This window comes from Sinorhizobium chiapasense, from assembly GCF_045277575.1.
Lineage (GTDB): Bacteria > Pseudomonadota > Alphaproteobacteria > Rhizobiales > Rhizobiaceae > Ensifer > Ensifer chiapasense_A.
In genome coordinates this window covers 3,782,891-3,802,774 of sequence record NZ_CP144205.1, presented here as the reverse complement: position 1 = coordinate 3,802,774, position 19,884 = coordinate 3,782,891, and the positions used below count along the sequence as shown (strand labels likewise).

General features: G+C 59.9%; 18 protein-coding genes and 1 tRNA gene. 9 read left to right on the top strand and 10 right to left on the bottom strand.

Translation table 11 applies throughout. From position 1 onward, the window contains the following. Window positions 1-28 precede the first annotated feature (28 nt). From rpsA to aroA, 4 genes are all read right to left on the bottom strand, one after another. Entirely contained in the window at window positions 29-1,753 is a 1,725-nt protein-coding gene (gene rpsA / locus QM996_RS18240) for a 30S ribosomal protein S1 (RefSeq protein WP_173518052.1), read from the bottom strand. Between the two features lie 148 nt (window positions 1,754-1,901). Continuing rightward, complete coding sequence (gene cmk, locus QM996_RS18235) at window positions 1,902-2,540, bottom strand: (d)CMP kinase (RefSeq protein ID WP_500268628.1); 639 nt, start codon at window positions 2,538-2,540, stop codon at window positions 1,902-1,904. Continuing rightward, entirely contained in the window at window positions 2,537-3,370 is an 834-nt protein-coding gene (locus QM996_RS18230) for a hypothetical protein (protein WP_500268627.1), read from the bottom strand. Before QM996_RS18230 ends, cmk begins: the two co-directional genes overlap by 4 nt. After that, window positions 3,367-4,713, bottom strand: a complete 1,347-nt coding sequence (gene aroA, locus QM996_RS18225; RefSeq protein WP_500268626.1) for a 3-phosphoshikimate 1-carboxyvinyltransferase — start codon at window positions 4,711-4,713, stop codon at window positions 3,367-3,369. Before aroA ends, QM996_RS18230 begins: the two co-directional genes overlap by 4 nt. Window positions 4,714-5,100: 387 nt before the next feature. Here aroA and QM996_RS18220 point away from each other — a divergent pair, with 387 nt between their 5' ends. The 4 genes from QM996_RS18220 to QM996_RS18205 all read left to right on the top strand — a co-directional run bounded on the left by QM996_RS18220 (window position 5,101) and on the right by QM996_RS18205 (window position 9,241). Beyond that, the gene (locus QM996_RS18220) at window positions 5,101-5,490 is read left to right on the top strand and encodes a TIGR02300 family protein (RefSeq protein WP_429810748.1); all 390 of its coding nucleotides are present in this window, start codon (window positions 5,101-5,103) and stop codon (window positions 5,488-5,490) included. Between the two features lie 200 nt (window positions 5,491-5,690). Further along, a tRNA-Ala gene (locus tag QM996_RS18215) sits at window positions 5,691-5,766 on the top strand. 323 nt (window positions 5,767-6,089) lie between these two features. Beyond that, window positions 6,090-6,482, top strand: a complete 393-nt coding sequence (locus tag QM996_RS18210; protein WP_500268625.1) for a hypothetical protein — start codon at window positions 6,090-6,092, stop codon at window positions 6,480-6,482. A gap of 5 nt (window positions 6,483-6,487) precedes the next feature. Then, window positions 6,488-9,241: an HD domain-containing protein gene (locus QM996_RS18205; protein WP_500268624.1), complete on the top strand. Its 2,754-nt coding sequence runs from the start codon at window positions 6,488-6,490 to the stop codon at window positions 9,239-9,241. A 575-nt stretch (window positions 9,242-9,816) separates the two neighbouring features. Here QM996_RS18205 and QM996_RS18200 read toward each other — a convergent pair. Beyond that, window positions 9,817-10,131, bottom strand: coding sequence for a hypothetical protein (locus QM996_RS18200; RefSeq protein WP_500268623.1), 315 nt, complete (start codon window positions 10,129-10,131; stop codon window positions 9,817-9,819). 204 nt (window positions 10,132-10,335) lie between these two features. On the opposite strand from QM996_RS18200, the gene QM996_RS18195 reads away from it, so the two are divergent. Next, complete coding sequence (locus QM996_RS18195) at window positions 10,336-11,124, top strand: YdcF family protein (RefSeq protein WP_500270353.1); 789 nt, start codon at window positions 10,336-10,338, stop codon at window positions 11,122-11,124. Between the two features lie 66 nt (window positions 11,125-11,190). After that, on the top strand, window positions 11,191-11,826 hold the full coding sequence (locus QM996_RS18190) for a trimeric intracellular cation channel family protein (protein ID WP_500268622.1): 636 nt from the start codon (window positions 11,191-11,193) through the stop codon (window positions 11,824-11,826). A gap of 127 nt (window positions 11,827-11,953) precedes the next feature. On the opposite strand, the gene irrA is transcribed toward QM996_RS18190, so the two are convergent. Then, complete coding sequence (gene irrA, locus QM996_RS18185) at window positions 11,954-12,376, bottom strand: iron response transcriptional regulator IrrA (protein ID WP_093234322.1); 423 nt, start codon at window positions 12,374-12,376, stop codon at window positions 11,954-11,956. A 322-nt stretch (window positions 12,377-12,698) separates the two neighbouring features. Between irrA and fabA the strand changes: the two genes are divergently transcribed. From fabA to fabI, 3 genes are read left to right on the top strand one after another with little or no spacing between them, the layout of a single operon-like run. Then, window positions 12,699-13,214 (top strand): 3-hydroxyacyl-[acyl-carrier-protein] dehydratase FabA, encoded by a 516-nt coding sequence (gene fabA, locus QM996_RS18180; RefSeq protein ID WP_173515178.1) that lies wholly within the window; start codon window positions 12,699-12,701, stop codon window positions 13,212-13,214. 47 nt (window positions 13,215-13,261) lie between these two features. Continuing rightward, on the top strand, window positions 13,262-14,485 hold the full coding sequence (gene fabB, locus QM996_RS18175) for a beta-ketoacyl-ACP synthase I (RefSeq protein WP_500268621.1): 1,224 nt from the start codon (window positions 13,262-13,264) through the stop codon (window positions 14,483-14,485). 4 nt (window positions 14,486-14,489) lie between these two features. Further along, window positions 14,490-15,296, top strand: a complete 807-nt coding sequence (fabI, locus tag QM996_RS18170) for an enoyl-ACP reductase (protein ID WP_500268620.1) — start codon at window positions 14,490-14,492, stop codon at window positions 15,294-15,296. A 176-nt stretch (window positions 15,297-15,472) separates the two neighbouring features. On the opposite strand, the gene QM996_RS18165 is transcribed toward fabI, so the two are convergent. From QM996_RS18165 to rpsO, 4 genes are all read right to left on the bottom strand, one after another. Beyond that, window positions 15,473-15,694 (bottom strand): hypothetical protein, encoded by a 222-nt coding sequence (locus tag QM996_RS18165; RefSeq protein ID WP_173515175.1) that lies wholly within the window; start codon window positions 15,692-15,694, stop codon window positions 15,473-15,475. A gap of 161 nt (window positions 15,695-15,855) precedes the next feature. Next, complete coding sequence (locus tag QM996_RS18160) at window positions 15,856-16,872, bottom strand: class I SAM-dependent methyltransferase (RefSeq protein WP_500268619.1); 1,017 nt, start codon at window positions 16,870-16,872, stop codon at window positions 15,856-15,858. Window positions 16,873-16,952: 80 nt separating this feature from the next. After that, entirely contained in the window at window positions 16,953-19,106 is a 2,154-nt protein-coding gene (gene pnp, locus QM996_RS18155) for a polyribonucleotide nucleotidyltransferase (RefSeq protein WP_173515173.1), read from the bottom strand. A 355-nt stretch (window positions 19,107-19,461) separates the two neighbouring features. Then, window positions 19,462-19,731 (bottom strand): 30S ribosomal protein S15, encoded by a 270-nt coding sequence (gene rpsO / locus QM996_RS18150; protein ID WP_173515172.1) that lies wholly within the window; start codon window positions 19,729-19,731, stop codon window positions 19,462-19,464. Window positions 19,732-19,884: the final 153 nt, after the last annotated feature.

Genomic DNA, 19,884 nt, shown 5'->3' with positions numbered 1-19,884 from the left:
GTTTTCCAGTTCAGATGTCAGGCAACGATTACTCGTTGTTCTGGCGGTTCTTCAGAGCCGCGCCAAGGATGTCGCCGAGCGAAGCGCCCGAGTCGGACGAACCGAACTGAGCAACGGCTTCCTTCTCTTCGGCGATTTCCAGAGCCTTGATCGACAGCTGGATCTTGCGGTCCTTCTTGGAGAAGTTGGTGACGCGAGCGTCGACAACCTGACCAACCGAGAAACGCTCCGGACGCTGTTCGTCACGGTCACGCGCGAGGTCAGCGCGGCGGATGAACGAGGTGATGTCTTCGTGGTTGACGAGCTTCACTTCGATGCCGCCATCGTTGATCGCGATGACTTCAGCCGAAACAACGGCGTTCTTGCGCAGTTCGCCGGAAGCGGCGGCGTCGCCGACCGAGTCCTTGCCGAGCTGCTTGATGCCGAGCGAGATGCGCTCCTTCTCGACGTCGACGTCGAGAACAACAGCGCGAACGACGTCGCCCTTGTTGTACTCTTCGATGACCTGCTCGCCCGGACGGTTCCAGTCGAGGTCGGAAAGGTGGACCATGCCGTCGACGTCGCCGTCGAGGCCGATGAACAGGCCGAATTCGGTCTTGTTCTTGACTTCGCCTTCGACTTCGGTGCCAGCCGGATGGCTATGCGCGAATGCCTGCCACGGGTTCTCGAGCGTCTGCTTGAGGCCGAGCGAGATACGACGCTTGGTCGGATCGACTTCGAGAACGACGACGTCGACTTCCTGGCTCGTGGACAGGATCTTGCCGGGGTGTACGTTCTTCTTGGTCCAGGACATTTCGGAGATGTGGATCAGGCCTTCGATGCCCGGCTCCAGCTCGACGAACGCACCGTAGTCGGTGATGTTCGTGACGGTACCGGAGATCTTCTTGCCGACCGGGTACTTCGCACCGATGCCATCCCACGGATCCGACTCGAGCTGCTTCATGCCGAGCGAGATGCGGTGGGTTTCCTGGTTGATGCGGATGATCTGAACCTTGACCTGCTGGCCGATGTTCAGGATCTCCGACGGATGGTTCACGCGGCGCCATGCCATGTCGGTAACATGGAGCAGACCGTCGATGCCGCCGAGGTCGACGAACGCACCGTAATCGGTGATGTTCTTGACGACGCCTTCGACAACCTGGCCTTCTTCGAGGTTCTGAACGATTTCAGAACGCTGTTCGGCGCGGGATTCTTCGAGAACCGTACGACGCGATACGACGATGTTGCCGCGGCGCTTGTCCATCTTGAGGATTTCGAAGGGCTGCGGGTTGTGCATCAGCGGGGTGACGTCGCGGATCGGACGGATGTCGACTTGGCTGCGCGGCAGGAAGGCAACGGCGCCGTCGAGATCGACGGTGAAGCCACCCTTGACCTGGTTGAAGATGATGCCTTCGACGCGTTCGCCGGCTTCGAACTTCACTTCCAGGCGCTGCCAGCTCTCTTCGCGGCGAGCCTTTTCGCGCGACAGAACGGCTTCGCCGAGCGCGTTTTCGATGCGCTCAACATAGACTTCGACTTCGTCGCCGACCTTGAGCGAGCCGTCCTTGGCCTTCGCGCCGAATTCCTTCAGAGCGATGCGGCCTTCGACCTTCAGACCGACGTCGACAACGGCGACGTCCTTTTCGATGGCCGTAACGATGCCCTTGGCAACATAGCCTTCGGCGAGATCGGTCTTCGCGAAGGATTCTTCGAGAAGGGCGGCGAAATCGTCACGGGTTGGATTGGTAGCAGACATGGAATCTCCTGCATGCATCTCATTCGAGACGCACATGCGCCGGGGGCTGGTGTTGAACAGGCCTGAACCCAGTCCGCTCCATTTGAAGGAGCAATCCGGCGCGTGGACGGAATTTCAGGCTATGCAAGAAGAGCGTTCCAAACGAGGTTTATGAAAGGGCTCTTCTTCAGATCTTCTTCATCAGAGCCGCATCGATCAAAGTCTTCGCGGCCTGAAACGCCGCCTCTATACTCATTTCGGACGTATCAAGCAAGTGCGCGTCGTCGGCCGGCCGCAAAGGACTGTCGGCGCGGCCCATATCGCGCTCGTCGCGCTTCTTCACATCCTCGAAGATCGCCGCATAGTCGGCCTGTTGGCCGTTGCCGATGATCTCGTCATAGCGTCGCTTCGCCCGCACTTCCGGCGAGGCGGTGACATAAAGCTTCACCGGCGCATCGGGGCAGACGACCGTGCCGATGTCGCGACCGTCGAGAACGGTTCCCGGCTCGCGTAGCGAAAAGGCCCTTTGCGCCTCGACCAGCGCCCGGCGCACCGCCGGCATGACCGCGATCTTCGATGCCGCCTCGCCGATCGCGTGGGCGGAAAGGACTGAGCGATCGAGCCCGGCGAGCTCGACGTCACGCGCCATCTTCTCGGCCACCACCTCGTCGTCGAGCGGCAGGCCGGCATCCAGCAGCGCCTTGGCGGTGGCGCGATAGGTCAGCCCCGTATCGAGATGGTGAAAGCCGTATTCCTCGGCGATCTGGCGCGAGAGCGTGCCCTTGCCGGCAGCTGCCGGTCCGTCGATGGCGATGGTGAACGTCATTTTCCAACCTGCATATGTATATGGTCGTCGTGCCTGGCGGCCCTGCAACCCTGAAACCTAATGGACTCGGCCTCAACGCCAAGTCTTTGCGCCAGATGCGGCTCCACGAATATCTTCTCGATACCGAAGCTACTCCCCTCGCCGGAGAGCCAGCGGAGCGCCTCGCCGGTCCGGCCTTCCTCCAGCGACAAGGACCGCCACAGCGACTGCAAGAAGTCCAAGTCCCACCGCAAGGTCAAGAGGTCTTCGCGATCCCGGCACGGAAGAATGCTACCCGGGCGCGGCTGCTCGAAGGCGAAATAGCCGATCGGCGAACGGGTCGCCTTATCCAGATAGCCGCCAACGGCGTCCCGATAGAAGAACGCGATGTCGAGCTTCCGGCCGTCCGAATGGGATAGATGCGGGAACAGCGGAAAGCCATTGAAGAAGGGAAAATTGGCGTCGAGCGCCAAGGTCGTCGTTCCGGGGAAAGCCTGACTCATGTGCCGCGACAGGGCAAAGGCCGCTTCCTTCAGTTCCGGAACGACATATTGGCGGTTCAGGACACAGAATAAGGGCGACTGCATCCTGAGCCGCGACGTGCCGTCGTCGAAACAGGGCAGCGGAACCCGGCCGAAGATCGGAGCCACGGCATAGGTGAGCGCACTCCCCGCCGCATAGAGACCCAGAAAGAGTGCAAGAAACACGGAAATGCCCGCTCTTCTTCGGCGCGTAAGACCAAGAGCAACAAGCCAGACAAGGCCGCCGATCTGCGTCAGCAGTGTCAGGAGAACGACGACTGCAATTGTCAGCAGCCATTTGAGCTTTGCCGCCAGCGCCGTCGGCTTCACGCGATCCTTGCCCCCAGCCCGGTCATCAGATCCATGAACCCCGGAAAGCTCGTCGCGATCATCGACGCATCGTCGACCGTGACCGGGTGCTCCGAGGCAAGCCCCAGGACAAGGAAGCTCATGGCGATACGATGATCGAGATGGGTCTTCACGACCTCGCCTGAAGCAGCGCCTAATCCTCTGCCGCCGGGACGGCCGCGGACAACAAGCGAGGATTTGCCTTCGTCGCAATCGACACCGTTGAGTTTCAGGCCTGCGGCGATGGCGGCGAGGCGATCGGACTCCTTCACGCGCAGCTCATCGAGGCCGCTCATGACGGTCGCGCCTTCGGCAAAGGCGGCGGCGACAGCGAGAATGGAATACTCGTCGATCATCGAGGCTGCGCGCTCTTCGGGGACCGTCACGCCTTTCAGATCGGAATGGCGCACCCTCAGATCCGCCACGTCTTCTCCGCCGGCCTGCCGGATGTCGATCACCTCGATGTCGGCGCCCATCTCCTGCAAGGTCAGGATCAGGCCCGTGCGTGTCGGATTCATCAGCACGTTGCGGATCATGATGTCGGAGCCCGGAACAATGAGCGCCGCAACCAGCGGGAAAGCCGCCGAGGACGGGTCGCCCGGCACCTCGATCTCCTGGCCGACGAGCCGGCCACGGCCTTCGAGCCGGATGGTGCGGACACCGGCGGCATCGGCCTCCACCGAGAGTTCGGCGCCGAATCCGCGGAGCATGCGTTCCGTATGGTCGCGGGTCAGCACCGGCTCGATGACAGTGGTGATGCCGGGCGCATCGAGACCGGCGAGCAGCACCGCCGACTTCACCTGGGCGGATGCGACCGGCACCCGATAGGTGATCGGCGTCGGCGTCTTCGGTCCGCGAAGCATCACCGGCAGGCGGTCACCGGCAGCCGCCTTTACCTGCACGCCCATCTCGCGCAAGGGATCGAGCACGCACGCCATCGGCCGCCGGCCGAGCGAGGCATCACCGATGAAGGTCGTTTCGAAATCGTAGACGCCGGCGAGGCCCATGATGAGCCGGCAACCCGTGCCGGCATTGCCGAAATCGAGCGGCGCTTCCGGCGCAAGCAATGCGCCGTTGCCGACACCGTTGACGATCCAGGTGTCGCCGTCCTTGCGGATGCTGGCACCCATGGCCTGCATGGCCCGGCCGGTGGCGATCACGTCGTCACCCTCGAGCAGGCCGGTAATGCGCGTCTCGCCGGCGGCAAGCCCGCCCAGCATCAACGACCGATGCGAGATCGACTTGTCGCCGGGAATGCGGATCGACCCCTTGAGGCCGTCGGATTTGCGGGCGGTGGCGGGGCTTTGGCCCAATCCTTGCGACATGCGGTATCCTCGAAACATGCAAGTCAGTGTCGCGCGCTCGAAGGCGCACCAAAGTCGCGGCAGCACATGAACGGCTGCCCGCTTTTATTCTTAGACCGGATAGGATTGAAGAAAACAATGCAGCCCGTAAGGCGTCCTTGCAGACCGGCGCCTGCTTTCAGCAGTACCGCCACCACAACCCCTGCTGCATGCCTCACAAATCACGGCGGGCGGGTATGCTTGCACGCGCCGGAACGCCCGGGACATAGGCGCTTGCAAGTTTTGTCTTTGACAGATGCTGTCAAGATGATTATGGGGACCGGCTAATCATCATAAGCTTGATACCCTTTCCACCCGCCGGCTTTCCGGCAAGCGCCGGCACGGCCGGCCATTCAAGAGGCTTTGACTGTGGCAAAACCGGAACTTGGAACAAAGCGCATCGACCCGGAAACGGGGCGCAAATTCTACGATCTGAACCGTGATCCGATCGTTTCGCCTTACACCGGCAAGTCCTACCCGCTGTCCTTCTTCGAAGAGAGCTCGGTCGCCAAGGTGCTCGAGAAGGAAGAAGAAGAAGACGTCACGGAAGTCGATGCAGAGAACACCGAAGTCGAACTCGTTTCGCTCGAGGATGCCGATGATGAGGCAGCGGGCAGCGACGACCTGCCGGATCTCGGCGACGACGATGTCGAAATCGACGGTGACGACGACGACACCTTCCTCGAAGCCGACGAGGACGAAGACGACGACGACATGAGCGGCCTCATCGGCGTGTCCGATGACGAAGAAGACGTCTAAGCGCTTCAAATGACATAGGAATGCTCCCGTCCTCGGCCTTTACGGCCCGGACGGGAGAAAATCGGCCCGGACTGAAAATAAATCCACAGGCCACGCATTTTTCGGCTTGCCATCCTCAAAAAGGGGAAGTAATAAGCCGCCACTCGCCGGACACAACAGCCCGACGAACTTCCCGGACCGGCCTAGCCGGAACCCGATATGGGGCTATAGCTCAGCTGGGAGAGCGCTTGCATGGCATGCAAGAGGTCAGCGGTTCGATCCCGCTTAGCTCCACCAAATTTTTCAAGAGATAGCATAGGCTTACATGTACCTTAGCATCTACGATGCCGGAGCTTCTCACTTGGGGAAGCACCAGGGAAGCACGATGTATGTTTGTTTTGCAGCGAGGCTCCTTGGCGGTGTGACATATTAACCGCTGCATCGTGAACTTTTATAATTCGGCAATTGTAATCCTTTGTCGCAATTGCAGGCTGACTCAATGTTGATAAAATCCGGGCGCAGACTGATTTGCGACCGTTCGAAGCTTGCGCCGCGAGAAACATTGGCTGCGTTCAAGCGTTTCGCAGAAGTCTGGGCGGGGGGGGTCGGAGACTATGAAAATGGCAAAACAATTATTAACGTCGGACGAATTCGTCGCGGGAATTATGGCGACCCTGGCTCTTCAGAATCGCAAACATTTTACCCTTGTCGACACCGAACTCGACCTTCGGTTCCAAGATGCGTTCAATGATTTGATTCAGCACCAAGATGAGTTGGGGGTCACGCCAAACTTTACCTTTGCGGTTGATCCCCTCCACGGGGATTCTGTGTGCCTTCGCGACACGCTCCTATCTGCGAAAGAGAAAGAGCTTATCGCGCTCAACAATCCAACATTCAGGACATTTGATATTAAACTGACGGATCAGCGTGCCGCCCGGTACCTTGATCGGATTCCCTTGAAGAGGGGCTATCTAAGCAAGCTGGTGGAAGAATTCTTTTCTGATCTCGGCTGAACCTCTTGTCTACAAAAACCGGAACTGCCCTGCAGACTGTGCGGGCGCTCGCTGAAAAGTTCGCGGACGAACATCTGACTGAATACCTCCGCCAAATCGAGATTGGCGGGTGGCCGCAAGCTCGCAAAGAGATTAACGACCCCCTGTGGGGGACAATCGGCCTGACGCCACACGAAGTGGCGCTTCTGGACTCACCCCTCATTCAGCGACTGCGCAGCATACGTCAGTTGGGTGTTGTGCACTGGGTATACCCAGGTGCTGTGCATACGAGGTTCGAACACTCTTTGGGTGTTTTACACCAGGTGCAACATCTCGTGAGCGCCCTAAATACGCTGGGGCAACATCGCAACCAGCCGCAATTAATCGATGTGAGGCATACAGACCTCCTGCGACTTTGTGCGCTTCTTCATGACGTTGGCCACTCCTCGTTCTCGCATGTCTTAGAGAAGGCGCTCCAGTCATTGCCATCGATGCAAACAATTTCATCTGATTTTGCACTAGAGCAGGGCACCGAGAACAAGCAGCTTTCGGAAATCTTCGCATATTACATCGTTCGCTCGCCGGCGATGGCCTCGTTTCTGGAGGCTATGCTTGAACATTACGATGTCATGAAGTTCAGAGCCGATCGCAAGCCAAACGTAGCTTTTGTCGCCGAGCTTATTGGAAAGGCGATTATCGGGCAGAGGATCAGCGACAGATTGCCTCTGCTGCACGAGTTGATCTCAGGACCTTTCGATGCTGACAAGCTCGACTACTTTGCGCGCGACGCAAAAATGGCAGGTATTCCGTCTTTGCTGGATATATCGCGCCTGGTCCAAAAAATCGCGATCAGGGAACTAGATGCGGCAAGCCTACCGAACGAAATTGCCAAACAAGTAAGCCGGATCGAAGGCGGCTACATACTTTTTGGGATGAAATGGTCCGGAATAGCCGTCCTGGATGAACTGCATCTTTCGCGTGTTCTTCTCTACGCTAAAATCTACAGACACCCAAAGGTTCTTGCTGTTGAGCAAATGCTGAAGGCGGTCGTCGAGAATCTCGCCGCGGTAGCGCCTATCGAAAGTATAGTGTGGCTTATATATAATTGCGACGATGACCAGCTCCTCAAAATTTCACGAGGTCAGCTGGTAGAACTGCTCGAAATACAGTCTCCGGCAGATGATTCCGTTGAAGACCAGAGATTGCGCGCCGCGTTGTCTATTTTGCGCACAGTTCAGAATCGACAGCTATTTGTTCGCGCGGTCGCCTTACAGAGAAGATACCCGGCTGATCCACTGGAACGAGATGAGGTCCAGAAGGAGGGCCTTAGCGACCTGCAGGATGATTTTGACCATCCGCAAAAAAGAGTCCTCCTCAAGCAGGAGCTTCTGGACGAGCTAAACGAAATCATGCGTAGGCTTGATCTTAGCGACCATTATGATCCCATCACAATTGAGTCCCTGATCGGCTTGCAGTCACTGTCTCAAAATTCCGGCGGCACCCAGATTGCTCGAGCTTTCTTGCTTCCAACAGATGGGAAGCCGATGCCTTTCCGTGACTATATTGTTAATCGCGCCGCTTGGGCAGACAGTTATACAAGCGACCTTTCTAGTGGGTACATTTTTTCCAGCAGGGATCTAGCAGACTACGTCTACTTAGCATTTCAAAAGCTTGCCCGGACAAAGTATGGGATAAGACTTCCTGACTCCGCTGCCGAAACTAGCAAAAGGGATAGAGTTCGTCTTCACGAACTAAAGGTCAAACTAGGCGCTCGGGGCTATTACAAGAACGCCCCATATGACCTCCGGCCATTGCCAAAACGACTTGAGATGGCCGACGTCGATGGGGAAGTTCGGGCCTTCATCGAGAAGGCTGGTAAGTACCAGGCACCGACATCATCTCAGGCCAACAAAACTGAAGCGTCTCTGGCGAAGCGAGTTTTCGATTGGCTTCGACAGTTTGATGACGACGGACACATTGATTGTGCTCTTAGCATTCTTCGAAACTTTAAAATGCTCGAACGAAAGGAAACTGTTGACGCGATCCGGAGCTTCATTGAGAAGAACCCGGAATTCCGAGGGGCGATTGTTATACCGTTCGGGAGCGTCCGCGACAGCGGTTCAATTCAAACCTATTTTTCGGCAGATCTCATTCCCTCCTACGTTTCTGCGTGTATGACTTTGGATGAAGCGGTCAACAAAGGAAGCAACACGCCTATCATTATCATCGATGATTTTGTTGCCTCTGGCGGCCAAGGACAAGATATATTGGCGGCAGGTTTCGATGAGCCGGCTTTGCGAGTCGACCTTGGCGAGGCACGACAGCTATTCGAAGACAGAACGAAAGAATATCTTAGGTCGGTTAAGATCGGATTCGTATTTACAGCGGCTTGGGGCGACGGCCTCAAGCGCTTGAAGCAAGTTACGTCCGACCTCAAGTTGGATGCTATCTTCTCAGCCTATTTAGGCGAAGAGAATCTTCCGTTTACTTTTGAAATTGATCTTGGAGTATCCTCCGAAATTCAGGAGTCTTTCAAGGAAAGATGCAACGAGATTGGCATCGCCTTGTTAAGGTCGATGAAAGAAGCGGAGACCGGGAAGCCTCCATCTGCAGACGATATGCGGAAAATCGCGAAACGCGGTCTCGGCCACGGAAATCGAGCCATGTTATTGGCTTCGCCGTTCAATGTTCCCAGTCAGAGTTTGACTGCCATTTGGGGTGAAGGCACTGTAGACGGCGTCGACTGGCTTCCGCTCCTTCCACGGAGAAAGAAGCACTGAAGTCCGTGAACGATAATCATCGTGCTTGGCGAGACGCGTATCGCACTCGCGCATCGTCAATGAATAATCCCGTCTCATGCTCCAGCCGATTCCTGTTCGAAATAGGCGAGCGCAGCTGCGAGCATCGAAAGTGACAAGGGAAGGCCCTTGAACTGCCTCTCTTCTTCGAGGGCCAGACGGAGCGCGGACAGAGCCCCCCTCTCGCGTCTGCGCCGGCTGTTCTCAATCTGTGAGAACATCGAGGGGAGAACCATAGGTCCGATCCACCGTCTCTTCGTCTTCACCGGGGTCTGAGTTGTAAGCCGTCATGCCATCACGATATGCCTTGATGGCATCGACGATCGGATCCGCCCGGCCAGGCTCATTTTGCGGATCCAATCCATGCCTGGCCCGCAGGGCATTCACCCTAGCTTCGGCTAAGCGCCATTGCGCGATGACTCTTCCCGAGTTTCATCCCGATATTCAGACGGGCGTTGTCGTAAGACTGCAGAATGTCTGCGAGGGTCGTCTCCGCGAAACGTCGGTAAGATCCGCGACCGGTCGACACCACCGGATTGGCCATCCTATGCGGTCCGTCAAGGTCCCTCGCTGCTTCCCAATTCGTCCAGCGAATCCAGGATCATGGTCAGCAGCCTGATGATGTCGGCCGACTCGAGCAGGGCGTTGCGGATTTCGCGTTCCGATCGGTTCGGCACGGAAGCGGCAATGTCGAGCAGGACGTTGGTGACATCGGGCGCCTCGGTGTTCGGTTCCATGCCGGTCTGTTCGCGCATGCAGCGGATCAACGCCACTGCGCCTTCGAGCAGCCGTTGTGCCTGTAATGGGGTGAGTTCATGAACCTCATTCGCGGCACGAAACAACTGGGATCTGAAGCCCGATATCGTGGTCATCTCCCGGATGATACTCCTTTCGGCTTCAAATGAAAGTGGTGGCCGCAGCCATCCGTGCAACGTTCGGATGAGCATGTTACGCGCGCGACCTTGTGCGAACACGAACAGGACAGCCGATCCGCACGGTCACGCATCGGGTGAGCCCGGGCCCCTCCGATGCGCGTTTATGATTTGTTAAGCATCGGAACGCAGAAGCTGATGCCCATGTTCCTGATCTCGAAAATCTTCTGGCTGGTGGCGCAGCCGCTGTCGTTCTCGTTCTTCATCGTCTTTGCCGGCCTGCTGACGACAGGTGCGGGCTTGCGCCGCACCGGCACTGTCTTTTGCGGCCTCGGCGCGCTGGTACTCTTTGTTTCACTGTTCACCACTGCCGGCCCCTATGCCCTGCAAGCGCTGGAGGATCGCTTTCCCCGCCCGACACCGCCTGCCTCGCTCTCCTGCATCATCGTGCTCGGCGGCGCCTTCGAGAACGAAGTGATGGCAGGCCGCGGCGGCGCGGAGTTCAACCAGGCGGCGGACCGTTTCATCGAGACCTTGGCGCTCGCCAAGCGCTATCCCGAGACGCGAATTCTCGTATCCGGCGGCGACGGCTCGTTCAGCGGCGCCTATGCCGGCGATGCCGAGGCGTCGGAAAGCTTCCTCGCGGCGTTCGACGCCGGCGGCGAGCGGCTGATACGTGAAGAGCAATCGCGCACGACCTTCGAGAACGCCCGCAACACCAGGGAATTGCTGGCGGCGCACGGGCTTTCGAATTGCGCGCTCGTCACCTCCGCCTTCCACATGCCGCGTTCGGTCGGGCTCTTCCGCGCCCTCGATATCCCCGTCATCCCCTGGCCGACGGATTACCGCACCAGCGGCAAACTTGGCCTCGGCTTCGACTTCACCCAGCCATCGCTCAACGCTCAACTGACGACGACGGCGGTGCGCGAATGGATCGGGCTCATCGGCTACTACCTCGCGGGCCGGACAGGCTCGATCCTGCCGGTGCCCTGAGAGTTGACGCCGGGGCACGAGACAGCCAGCTTCAAAGCGAACCGCCGAATCTAGTCCGGAGCGCCCATGCCGATCCTCGAAATCCTCGACTACGCCGGTGTCGCCGTCTTTGCAGCGACCGGAGCGTTGTCGGCATCACGCAAGCAGCTCGATATCATCGGCTATCTCTTCCTCGCCTCGGTGACCGGCATCGGCGGTGGCACGATGCGCGACGTCGTTTTGGGCGCGACGCCGGTCTTCTGGGTTACCAATCCGACCTATCTGCTGGTCTGCGCCACGGTCGCGGTCATCCTCTTCTTCACCGCCCATCTCTTCGACTCGCGCTACCGGGTCCTCGTGTGGCTCGATGCGATCGGCCTTGCGGCCTATTGCGTCATGGGTGCTGCGAAGGGATTTGCGGCCACGGGCTCTGCGGGTGTCGCGCTCGTTACCGGCATGCTGACGGCCACCTTCGGCGGCATCCTGCGCGATCTGCTCGCCGGAGAGCCTTCGGTGCTGCTCAGGCCGGAAGTCTACGTCACCGCGGCATTGATCGGCGCTGGCGCCTTCGTGCTTGCGACGATGGCCGGCTTGCCGCTTGCGGCGGCATCGACGCTCGGCGTGATTTCGGCATTCATCGTGCGCGGCGGCGCGCTCAAATACGGCTGGACGCTGCCGACGGGCAAGGCACTGCCGGGCCGAGATCCGGACGACGTGATGTGAATTGGGGGCACAATCGACACGAAGGCCGCGCGATCAACTTATTTTGAAGATCGCCCTGCGGGCCAGTGTGAAGCCCGCCGCTCCGGACGGAATACCGCTTCACACTTTTCCCAGAACTGCGCCGCTGTCAGCGGCCGTTCTTGCGACGCAGACGGATCACCACGTCGACATGCGAAATCTCCATGCCCTCGGGCGGCTCCGGGAGATTGTCGATCTGGATGTTGCTGACGGGGATATCGAGAACCTCGTTCTGGCCCTCGACGAAGAAGTGATGATGATCCGACACGTTGGTGTCGAAATAGGTCTTGGCACTTTCGACCGCCAGGACGCGGATCATGCCCGCTTCGGTGAACTGGTGCAGCGTGTTGTAGACGGTTGCCAGCGAAACCGGCACCCCGGCCATCACGGCCTCTTCGTGCAATTCCTCGACGGTCAGATGGCGATCACCCTTGGCAAAGATCAAATCGGCGAGGGCAACGCGCTGACGGGTCGGACGGAGGCCTGAGTGGCGCAGCCTTTCTTCCGAACTCACTTCTGTTGCTTTCGTCATCAAGGGTCGTTCCATGTATCCCGGCAAAATTCACAATACTTCCGTTGCGATATAACTTTTGCGCCCCGCGCTTTCAATAGATTCTCATCCAGACATGCGTTGCAAAGCCTGAAAAACCGGTCAAACTCGGGGAAGGCTGGCAATTAACTCTGGTCGCGCCCACATTGATCCTGTAAGCGACGGCGGAACGAAAATGCCATCTGAGGCGGCGGTGACCGGGCCGGAAACGAGAAGATCCGGGTTCCCCGCGCTTCATTTCAAGCCGAACTTGCTCTAAAGCAGATCGGATAACACGTTAAGTCATTCGGGGAAGCACCTATTCATGACCACCAGACAATCCAGCTTCAGCTACGAGGAAATCCTGGCCTGCGGCCGTGGCGAGCTGTTTGGCCCCGGCAACGCGCAGCTGCCGCTGCCGCCGATGCTGATGGTTCATCGCATCACCGAGATTTCCGAAACGGGCGGCGCCTTCGACAAGGGCTTCATCCGTGCTGAATACGACGTGCGCCCTGACGACTGGTACTTCCCCTGCCACTTCCAGGGCAATCCGATCATGCCGGGCTGCCTCGGCCTCGACGGCATGTGGCAATTGACGGGCTTCTTCCTGGGCTGGCTCGGTGAGCCCGGCCGCGGCATGGCGCTCTCGACGGGCGAAGTGAAATTCAAGGGCATGGTTCGCCCCGAAACCAAGCTGCTGCAGTACGGCATCGACTTCAAGCGCGTCATGCGCGGCCGGCTCGTGCTCGGCACTGCCGACGGCTGGCTGAAGGCCGATGGCGAGACTATCTATCAGGCAACCGACCTGCGTGTCGGGCTGTCGAAGGATAAGGCCGAGTAAAGACCAGGCCTGCCTGCACCGAACGAAATAAAGAAAAGGTCAGTATCATGAGACGGGTTGTTGTCACGGGCCTCGGCATCGTTTCCTCGATCGGAAACAACGCCGACGAAGTCACGGCGTCGCTGCGCGATGCAAAGTCGGGCATCGCGTTTTCTCCCGATTTCCAGGAAAACGGCTTCAAGTGCCAGGTCTGGGGCGCTCCGTCGCTCGACCCGACCGAGCTCGTCGACCGCCGCGCCATGCGCTTCCTGTCGCAGGGCGGCGCCTGGAACCACGTGGCGATGAAGCAGGCGATCGCCGACTCCGGTCTCGAAGAGTCGGTCGTTGCCCGCAACGAGCGCACCGGCATCATCATGGGCTCGGGCGGCCCGTCCACCCGTACGATCGTCGACGCCGCCGACATCACCCGCAAGAACGTCAGCCCGAAGCGCATCGGCCCGTTCGCCGTTCCGAAGGCCATGTCGTCCACGGCTTCCGCAACGCTCGCGACCTGGTTCCAGATCCACGGCGTCAACTACTCGATCTCTTCGGCCTGCTCGACCTCGGCGCACTGCATCGGCAATGCGGCCGAGATGATCCAGTGGGGCAAGCAGGACGTGATGTTTGCCGGCGGCCACGAGGATCTCGACTGGACCATGTCGAACCTCTTCGACGCCATGGGCGCCATGTCCTCGAAATACAACGAGACGCCGGCGACGGCATCGCGTGCCTATGACGTCAACCGCGACGGCTTCGTCATTGCCGGCGGCGCGGGCGTTCTCGTTCTCGAAGAACTGGAGCACGCCAAGGCCCGTGGCGCCAAGATCTATGCCGAAATCGTCGGCTACGGTGCGACCTCTGACGGTTACGACATGGTGGCCCCTTCGGGCGAGGGCGCGATCCGCTGCATGCGCCAGGCGCTTTCGACGGTGAAGGGCGACGTCGACTACATCAACACCCACGGCACCTCGACTCCGGTTGGCGACAGCAAGGAGATCGGCGCGATCCGCGAAGTGTTCGGCAGCAAGATGCCGCACATCCAGTCGACGAAGTCGCTGACCGGCCACTCGCTGGGTGCTGCCGGCGTGCAGGAATCCATCTACGGCCTCTTGATGATGCAGGCCGGTTTCATCGGCGAAAGCGCGCATATCAGCGAACTCGACCCCGAATTCGAGGGCGTTCCGATCGTTCGCAAACGCATCGACAACGCCAAGATCGATACGGTTCTCTCGAACTCGTTCGGCTTCGGCGGCACCAATGCCACGCTCGTTTTCCAGCGCTACAACGGATAACACGATGACGGGACTGATGACTGGAAAGCGTGGCCTCATCATGGGTGTGGCCAACAACCACTCTATTGCCTGGGGCATCGCCAAGGCGCTTGGGGCGCAGGGTGCCGAACTCGCCTTCACCTTCCAGGGCGAGGCCCTCGGCAAGCGTGTCAAGCCGCTGGCCGCCGAACTCGGCTCCGACTTCCTGCTTCCCTGCGACGTCGAGGACATCGAGTCCGTCGATGCCGTGATCTCTGCGATCAAGGAGCGCTGGGGCAAGCTCGATTTCGTCGTGCATGCCATCGGCTTCTCCGACAAGAACGAGCTGAAGGGCCTCTATGCCGACACCTCGCGCGACAATTTCACGCGCACGATGGTGATCTCCTGCTTCTCCTTCACCGAGATCGCCAAGCGCGCGGCCGAGCTGATGAATGACGGCGGCTCGATGCTGACGCTCACCTACGGCGGCTCGATGCGCGTCATGCCGAACTACAACGTCATGGGCGTCGCCAAGGCAGCGCTCGAGGCTTCCGTACGCTACCTTGCCGCCGATTACGGCGCGCGCGGCATCCGCGTCAACGCGATCTCCGCCGGCCCGATCCGCACGCTTGCCGGCGCCGGCATTTCCGACGCCCGGGCGATGCTGTCCTGGCAGCAGAAGAACTCGCCGCTGCGCCGCACCGTCACGATCGACGACGTCGGCAACTCGGCTCTCTATTTGCTGTCGGACCTGTCGCGCGGCGTCACCGGCGAGATCCATTACGTCGACTCCGGCTACAACATCACCTCGATGCCGGCCCTCGACACGCTCAGGACAGCCGACGCCGAGTAAGGCGTTCAAGCGGAAACGCACGACAAAGCCCACGGATCAGACTGCTGCATGTCTCCTTAAATCGACTTCGATTTAAGGGCAAAGACATGCAGCAAATCAAACTGCTACAGCGACCTTTGCGCGTCTGATAAGACGCGCGGCGCTGTAGTCCGTGGGCTTCGTCATTGATGGGCGGTTCAAACCAATACGAACAGCACGAACAAGGCGGCGATGACCGCCAGCACGACAAATCCGGTATGGGTGCGCCGCCCCGGATCCAGCGGCAGATGATAGAGGCTCTTCAGGAACGACATGGGCACTTCGGAGGTGGCCCCATGTCCCTCGGCATGTTTGATGTCCCTGGCGACAGCCTCGGCCGCATCCTCGGTCAAGGGCGGCCTGTTCACTCCCGACGTCATCGCACTCATCCTCCGACGAGAAACACCGACGGCGTCATGGTGAGCCCGAACAGGGGCGATGGCAACAGGCAAACTGTCGCTGCTCACCGGCCGGAGCGAAGGGCCTGGAAAGCAAGGAGCCGGGCGAATGGCCCGGCTCCTTGCTTGATCCTTGATGGTCCTCAGCGCTTCGCCCAGAGCACCTTGAAGCGGGCGTTGCGGCAGGTTTCGCCGTATTCCCTAGCGTTCTCGGCCAGTACCTGCTCGTAGGGCAGGCCGCGATTGGCGACCAGCATCAGCTTGCCGCCCTGCTTCAGCGCCTTCAGCGCCGTCTTGATGATGGCAATGCCGAGCGCCGGCTCGGCTGCGTGGGCCTCATGGAAGGGCGGGTTCATGACGATGAGATCGTACTTGTCGCGCGGCTCTTCGCTCGTCAGGTCGAACCAGTAGAAGCGCGCTGGTGTCGAGGGGGCATTTGCCATCATGTTGACGCGGGCAGCCTCCAGTGCCTCGTGATCGGCCTCGAAGAGATCGACGCCCTTGAGGCCCGGCGAGGCTTCGGCGAGCTTGACGGCGAGATAGCCCCAGCCGGCGCCGAAATCGGCAGCATGGCCGTGGAAATCGTTCGGCAGGCGTGAGGCGAGCAGTTCCGAGCCCGCATCGATGCGATCGTGCGAGAACATGCCCGGTGATGCCTCGAACAGGCCTTCGATACGCACCGGTACCTTGGCAAGCTTGTGCACGGCCTCCGTGACATCGTCGGGGCGGGTGAACCAGAAGGCGACACCGTGATACTTCGGCAGGTGGTCGCCGTCCCATTCGAACTTGGCGATCCGCTTCTTCAGCGACTGGATGCCGTCTTCCTTGCCGCCGGCAACGACGATCAGGCCGCCCTCACGCGTGCGCTTCAACGCCTCGGCGATCCGGTCCTCGTTCTCGCCCTTGTGCTTGCCACAGAGCACCAGCGTTACGTCGTAGTCTTCGCCGGTGATCTCCGGCGTCACATCGGCGCGTACGGCCTCCAGGGCGCGATAGAGCGGCCTCAGCGGCTGCACGGCCGCGATCGAGGCTTCGAAGCCCTGGGGCAGCCTGTAGCCAGCCTCGGCGCCGAGAAAGAGAACGCGCTCGCCTTCGCCCGGCGGGTCGATCACGCCGCTATCGAACGGGTAAAACAGGGTCTTCAACGCATCTCGGCTCATCGGTCTATCCGTCTCTTCCTACAAGAAAGGGGCGCGGAGCGATCCGCTCCGCGCCCCGAATGCATTCGGGTGAAGCCTGCTTATTCGGCGGCTTCGCCGTCGCCCTTCTTCTCAGACTTCTCGGCAACGATTTCCTTACCGGTCGCCTGATCGACAACCTTCATCGACAGGCGAACCTTGCCGCGCTCGTCGAAGCCCATGAGCTTGACCCAGACCTTGTCGCCTTCCTTGACGACGTCGGTCGTCTTGGCAACGCGCTCGGCGGCGAGCTGCGAGATGTGGACGAGGCCGTCACGGGCGCCGAAGAAGTTGACGAAAGCGCCGAAGTCGGCGGTCTTGACGACCGTGCCTTCATAGATCTGGCCAACTTCCGGCTCGGCGACGATCGAGTGGATCCACTTGCGGGCCGCTTCGATCTCCTTGCCGGACGAGGAGGCGATCTTCACGGTGCCGTCGTCTTCGATGTTGATCTTGGCGCCGGTCTTCTCGACGATTTCGCGGATGACCTTGCCACCGGAACCGATGACTTCGCGGATCTTGTCGACCGGGATGTTCATGACTTCGATGCGCGGAGCGAACTCGCCGAGCTGGCCGCGGCTTTCGGAGATGGCCTTGGCCATTTCGCCGAGGATGTGGAGACGGCCGCCCTTGGCCTGGTTGAGCGCGATGCCCATGATCTCTTCGGTGATGCCCTCGATCTTGATGTCCATCTGCAGCGAGGTGATGCCGGCTTCCGTGCCGGCGACCTTGAAGTCCATGTCGCCGAGGTGGTCTTCGTCGCCGAGGATGTCGGAGAGAACGGCGAAGCGCTCATCTTCCTTGATCAGGCCCATGGCAATACCGGCAACCGGCTTTGCCAGCGGAACGCCGGCATCCATCAGCGCCAGCGAGGTGCCGCAGACGGTGGCCATCGAGGACGAGCCGTTCGACTCGGTGATTTCCGAGACGACGCGCAGCGTGTAGGGGAACTGTTCCGCCGTCGGCAGCATCGGGTGGATGGCGCGCCATGCGAGCTTGCCGTGGCCGATTTCGCGGCGGCCCGGAGAACCCATGCGACCCGTCTCACCGACCGAGAAGGGCGGGAAGTTGTAGTGCAGCATGAAGTTTTCCTTGTACATGCCCGTCAAGGAATCAACGTACTGCTCGTCTTCGCCGGTGCCGAGCGTGGCAACGACGATCGCCTGGGTTTCACCGCGGGTGAAGAGCGAGGAGCCGTGGGTGCGCGGCAGGACGCCGACTTCGGCGACGATCGGACGAACGGTTTCGAGATCGCGGCCGTCGATGCGGCTCTTGGTGTCGAGGATGTTCCAGCGAACGATCTTGGCCTGCAGATGCTTGAAGACGGCGCCGATTTCTTCAGCCGTATGGGCCGGGTTCTCGATGCCCTCGGGCAGGAAGTGTTCCTTCACCTTGGCCTTGACGGCGTCGACGGCAGCGTAGCGGGCAGCCTTTTCGGTGATCTTGTAGGCGTTGCGCAGCTCGTCTTCGGCGATCGAGAGCATGGCATTCTCGAGAGCGGAATGATCTTCCGGTTCGAATTCGCGCGGCTCCTTGGCGGCAACTTCAGCAAGCTTGATGATCGCGTCGATGACCGGCTGGAAGCCCTTCTGGCCGAAGACCACGGCGCCGAGCATGATGTCTTCCGGCAGTTCCTTGGCTTCGGACTCGACCATCAGCACCGCGTCCTGGGTGCCGGCGACGACGAGGTCGAGGGTCGATTCGTCCATCTCGTCGAGATGCGGGTTCAGAACATACTGGCCGTTGATGTAGCCGACGCGCGCGCCACCGATCGGGCCCATGAAGGGGATGCCCGACAGCGTCAGCGCAGCCGAAGCGGCGACCATCGACAGGATGTCCGGATTGTTTTCGAGGTCATGCTGCATGACCGTGACGATCACCTGGGTGTCGTTCTTGTAGCCTTCCGGGAAGAGCGGGCGGATCGGACGGTCGATCAGGCGCGAGACGAGCGTTTCGTTTTCGCTCGGGCGGCCTTCGCGCTTGAAATAGCCACCCGGGATCTTGCCGGCGGCGTAGGTCTTTTCCTGGTAGTTGACGGTCAGCGGGAAGAAGTCCTGGCCCGGCTTCGGCGCCTTGGCCGAAACGACGGTGGCGAGAACGACGGTTTCGCCGTAGGTGGCGAGAACGGCGCCGTCGGCCTGGCGGGCGATCTTGCCGGTTTCGAGCTTGAGCGGACGCCCAGCCCATTCGATTTCAACCTTGTGGGTATCGAACATGTTCTGTCCTTCGTGTGCGGCGGACCTTTCCGCGGCTGTTGCAGCGCGGGTGGTCGAGGGGCCGCATGAAATGGCGCATCACGGGCAAGACAACGGGAGGCTTCACGCTTGAAACCGGCTGCTTTCTGCTTCGCGCGGAGGCCGGCTATCGTGCGGCGTTCCGGCAAGCAGGGCCGAAGCATCCTGCAATCCTGCCCCATGACGGGCCATCGGTTGATCCGCGAAACCGGCCCATCCGGTTCGCTGGATTCTCTCCTGAAGCCACGCTTCCTAGGCGGCCGGAGAGTTTATTCGTCGAGCGTGCACCGCTCCATAAAAAAGCCGGCGGGTCGCAATGACCCGCCGGACAAGTCGCTTAGCGACGGATGCCCAGGGCACCGATCAGCTTGCTGTAGCGCGCTTCGTCTTTCTTCTTCAGATAGTCGAGGAGCGAACGACGGCTGGAAACCATTGCGAGCAGACCACGGCGGGAATGGTTATCCTTCTTGTGGCCCTTGAAGTGTTCGGTCAGGTTGTTGATCCGTTCGGTCAGGATAGCAACCTGGACTTCCGGGGACCCGGTATCGCCTTCGACGGTTGCAAATTCCTTGATGAGCTGAGCCTTACGCTCTGCAGTAATCGACATCGGATGATCCTTTCGATTTCGAGGATTTCGGGACGCCTTCAGCCGGGATGTCGTCCAGCTGCGGCCGTGAACGCAACGGGCATGCGCCTTTTGCTGGCGTGCCTATAAACGAAATGGATGAAAAAGGAAAGGGTCATCAACCGGCGCTCCGGG

Bases quoted from the DNA above. Each gene is read 5' to 3' on its own strand.
- fabI (WP_500268620.1), top strand. From the start codon at position 14,490: ATGACGGGACTGATGACTGGAAAGCGTGGCCTCATCATGGGTGTGGCC.
- QM996_RS18165 (WP_173515175.1), bottom strand. From the start codon at position 15,694: ATGACGTCGGGAGTGAACAGGCCGCCCTTGACCGAGGATGCGGCCGAG.
- QM996_RS18200 (WP_500268623.1), bottom strand. From the start codon at position 10,131: ATGACCACGATATCGGGCTTCAGATCCCAGTTGTTTCGTGCCGCGAAT.
- rpsO (WP_173515172.1), bottom strand. From the start codon at position 19,731: ATGTCGATTACTGCAGAGCGTAAGGCTCAGCTCATCAAGGAATTTGCA.
- QM996_RS18160 (WP_500268619.1), bottom strand. From the start codon at position 16,872: ATGAGCCGAGATGCGTTGAAGACCCTGTTTTACCCGTTCGATAGCGGC.
- irrA (WP_093234322.1), bottom strand. From the start codon at position 12,376: ATGACGAAAGCAACAGAAGTGAGTTCGGAAGAAAGGCTGCGCCACTCA.
- QM996_RS18190 (WP_500268622.1), top strand. From the start codon at position 11,191: ATGCCGATCCTCGAAATCCTCGACTACGCCGGTGTCGCCGTCTTTGCA.
- cmk (WP_500268628.1), bottom strand. From the start codon at position 2,540: ATGACGTTCACCATCGCCATCGACGGACCGGCAGCTGCCGGCAAGGGC.
- rpsA (WP_173518052.1), bottom strand. From the start codon at position 1,753: ATGCATGCAGGAGATTCCATGTCTGCTACCAATCCAACCCGTGACGAT.
- QM996_RS18195 (WP_500270353.1), top strand. From the start codon at position 10,336: ATGTTCCTGATCTCGAAAATCTTCTGGCTGGTGGCGCAGCCGCTGTCG.
- pnp (WP_173515173.1), bottom strand. From the start codon at position 19,106: ATGTTCGATACCCACAAGGTTGAAATCGAATGGGCTGGGCGTCCGCTC.
- QM996_RS18210 (WP_500268625.1), top strand. From the start codon at position 6,090: ATGGCAAAACAATTATTAACGTCGGACGAATTCGTCGCGGGAATTATG.
- fabA (WP_173515178.1), top strand. From the start codon at position 12,699: ATGACCACCAGACAATCCAGCTTCAGCTACGAGGAAATCCTGGCCTGC.
- fabB (WP_500268621.1), top strand. From the start codon at position 13,262: ATGAGACGGGTTGTTGTCACGGGCCTCGGCATCGTTTCCTCGATCGGA.
- aroA (WP_500268626.1), bottom strand. From the start codon at position 4,713: ATGTCGCAAGGATTGGGCCAAAGCCCCGCCACCGCCCGCAAATCCGAC.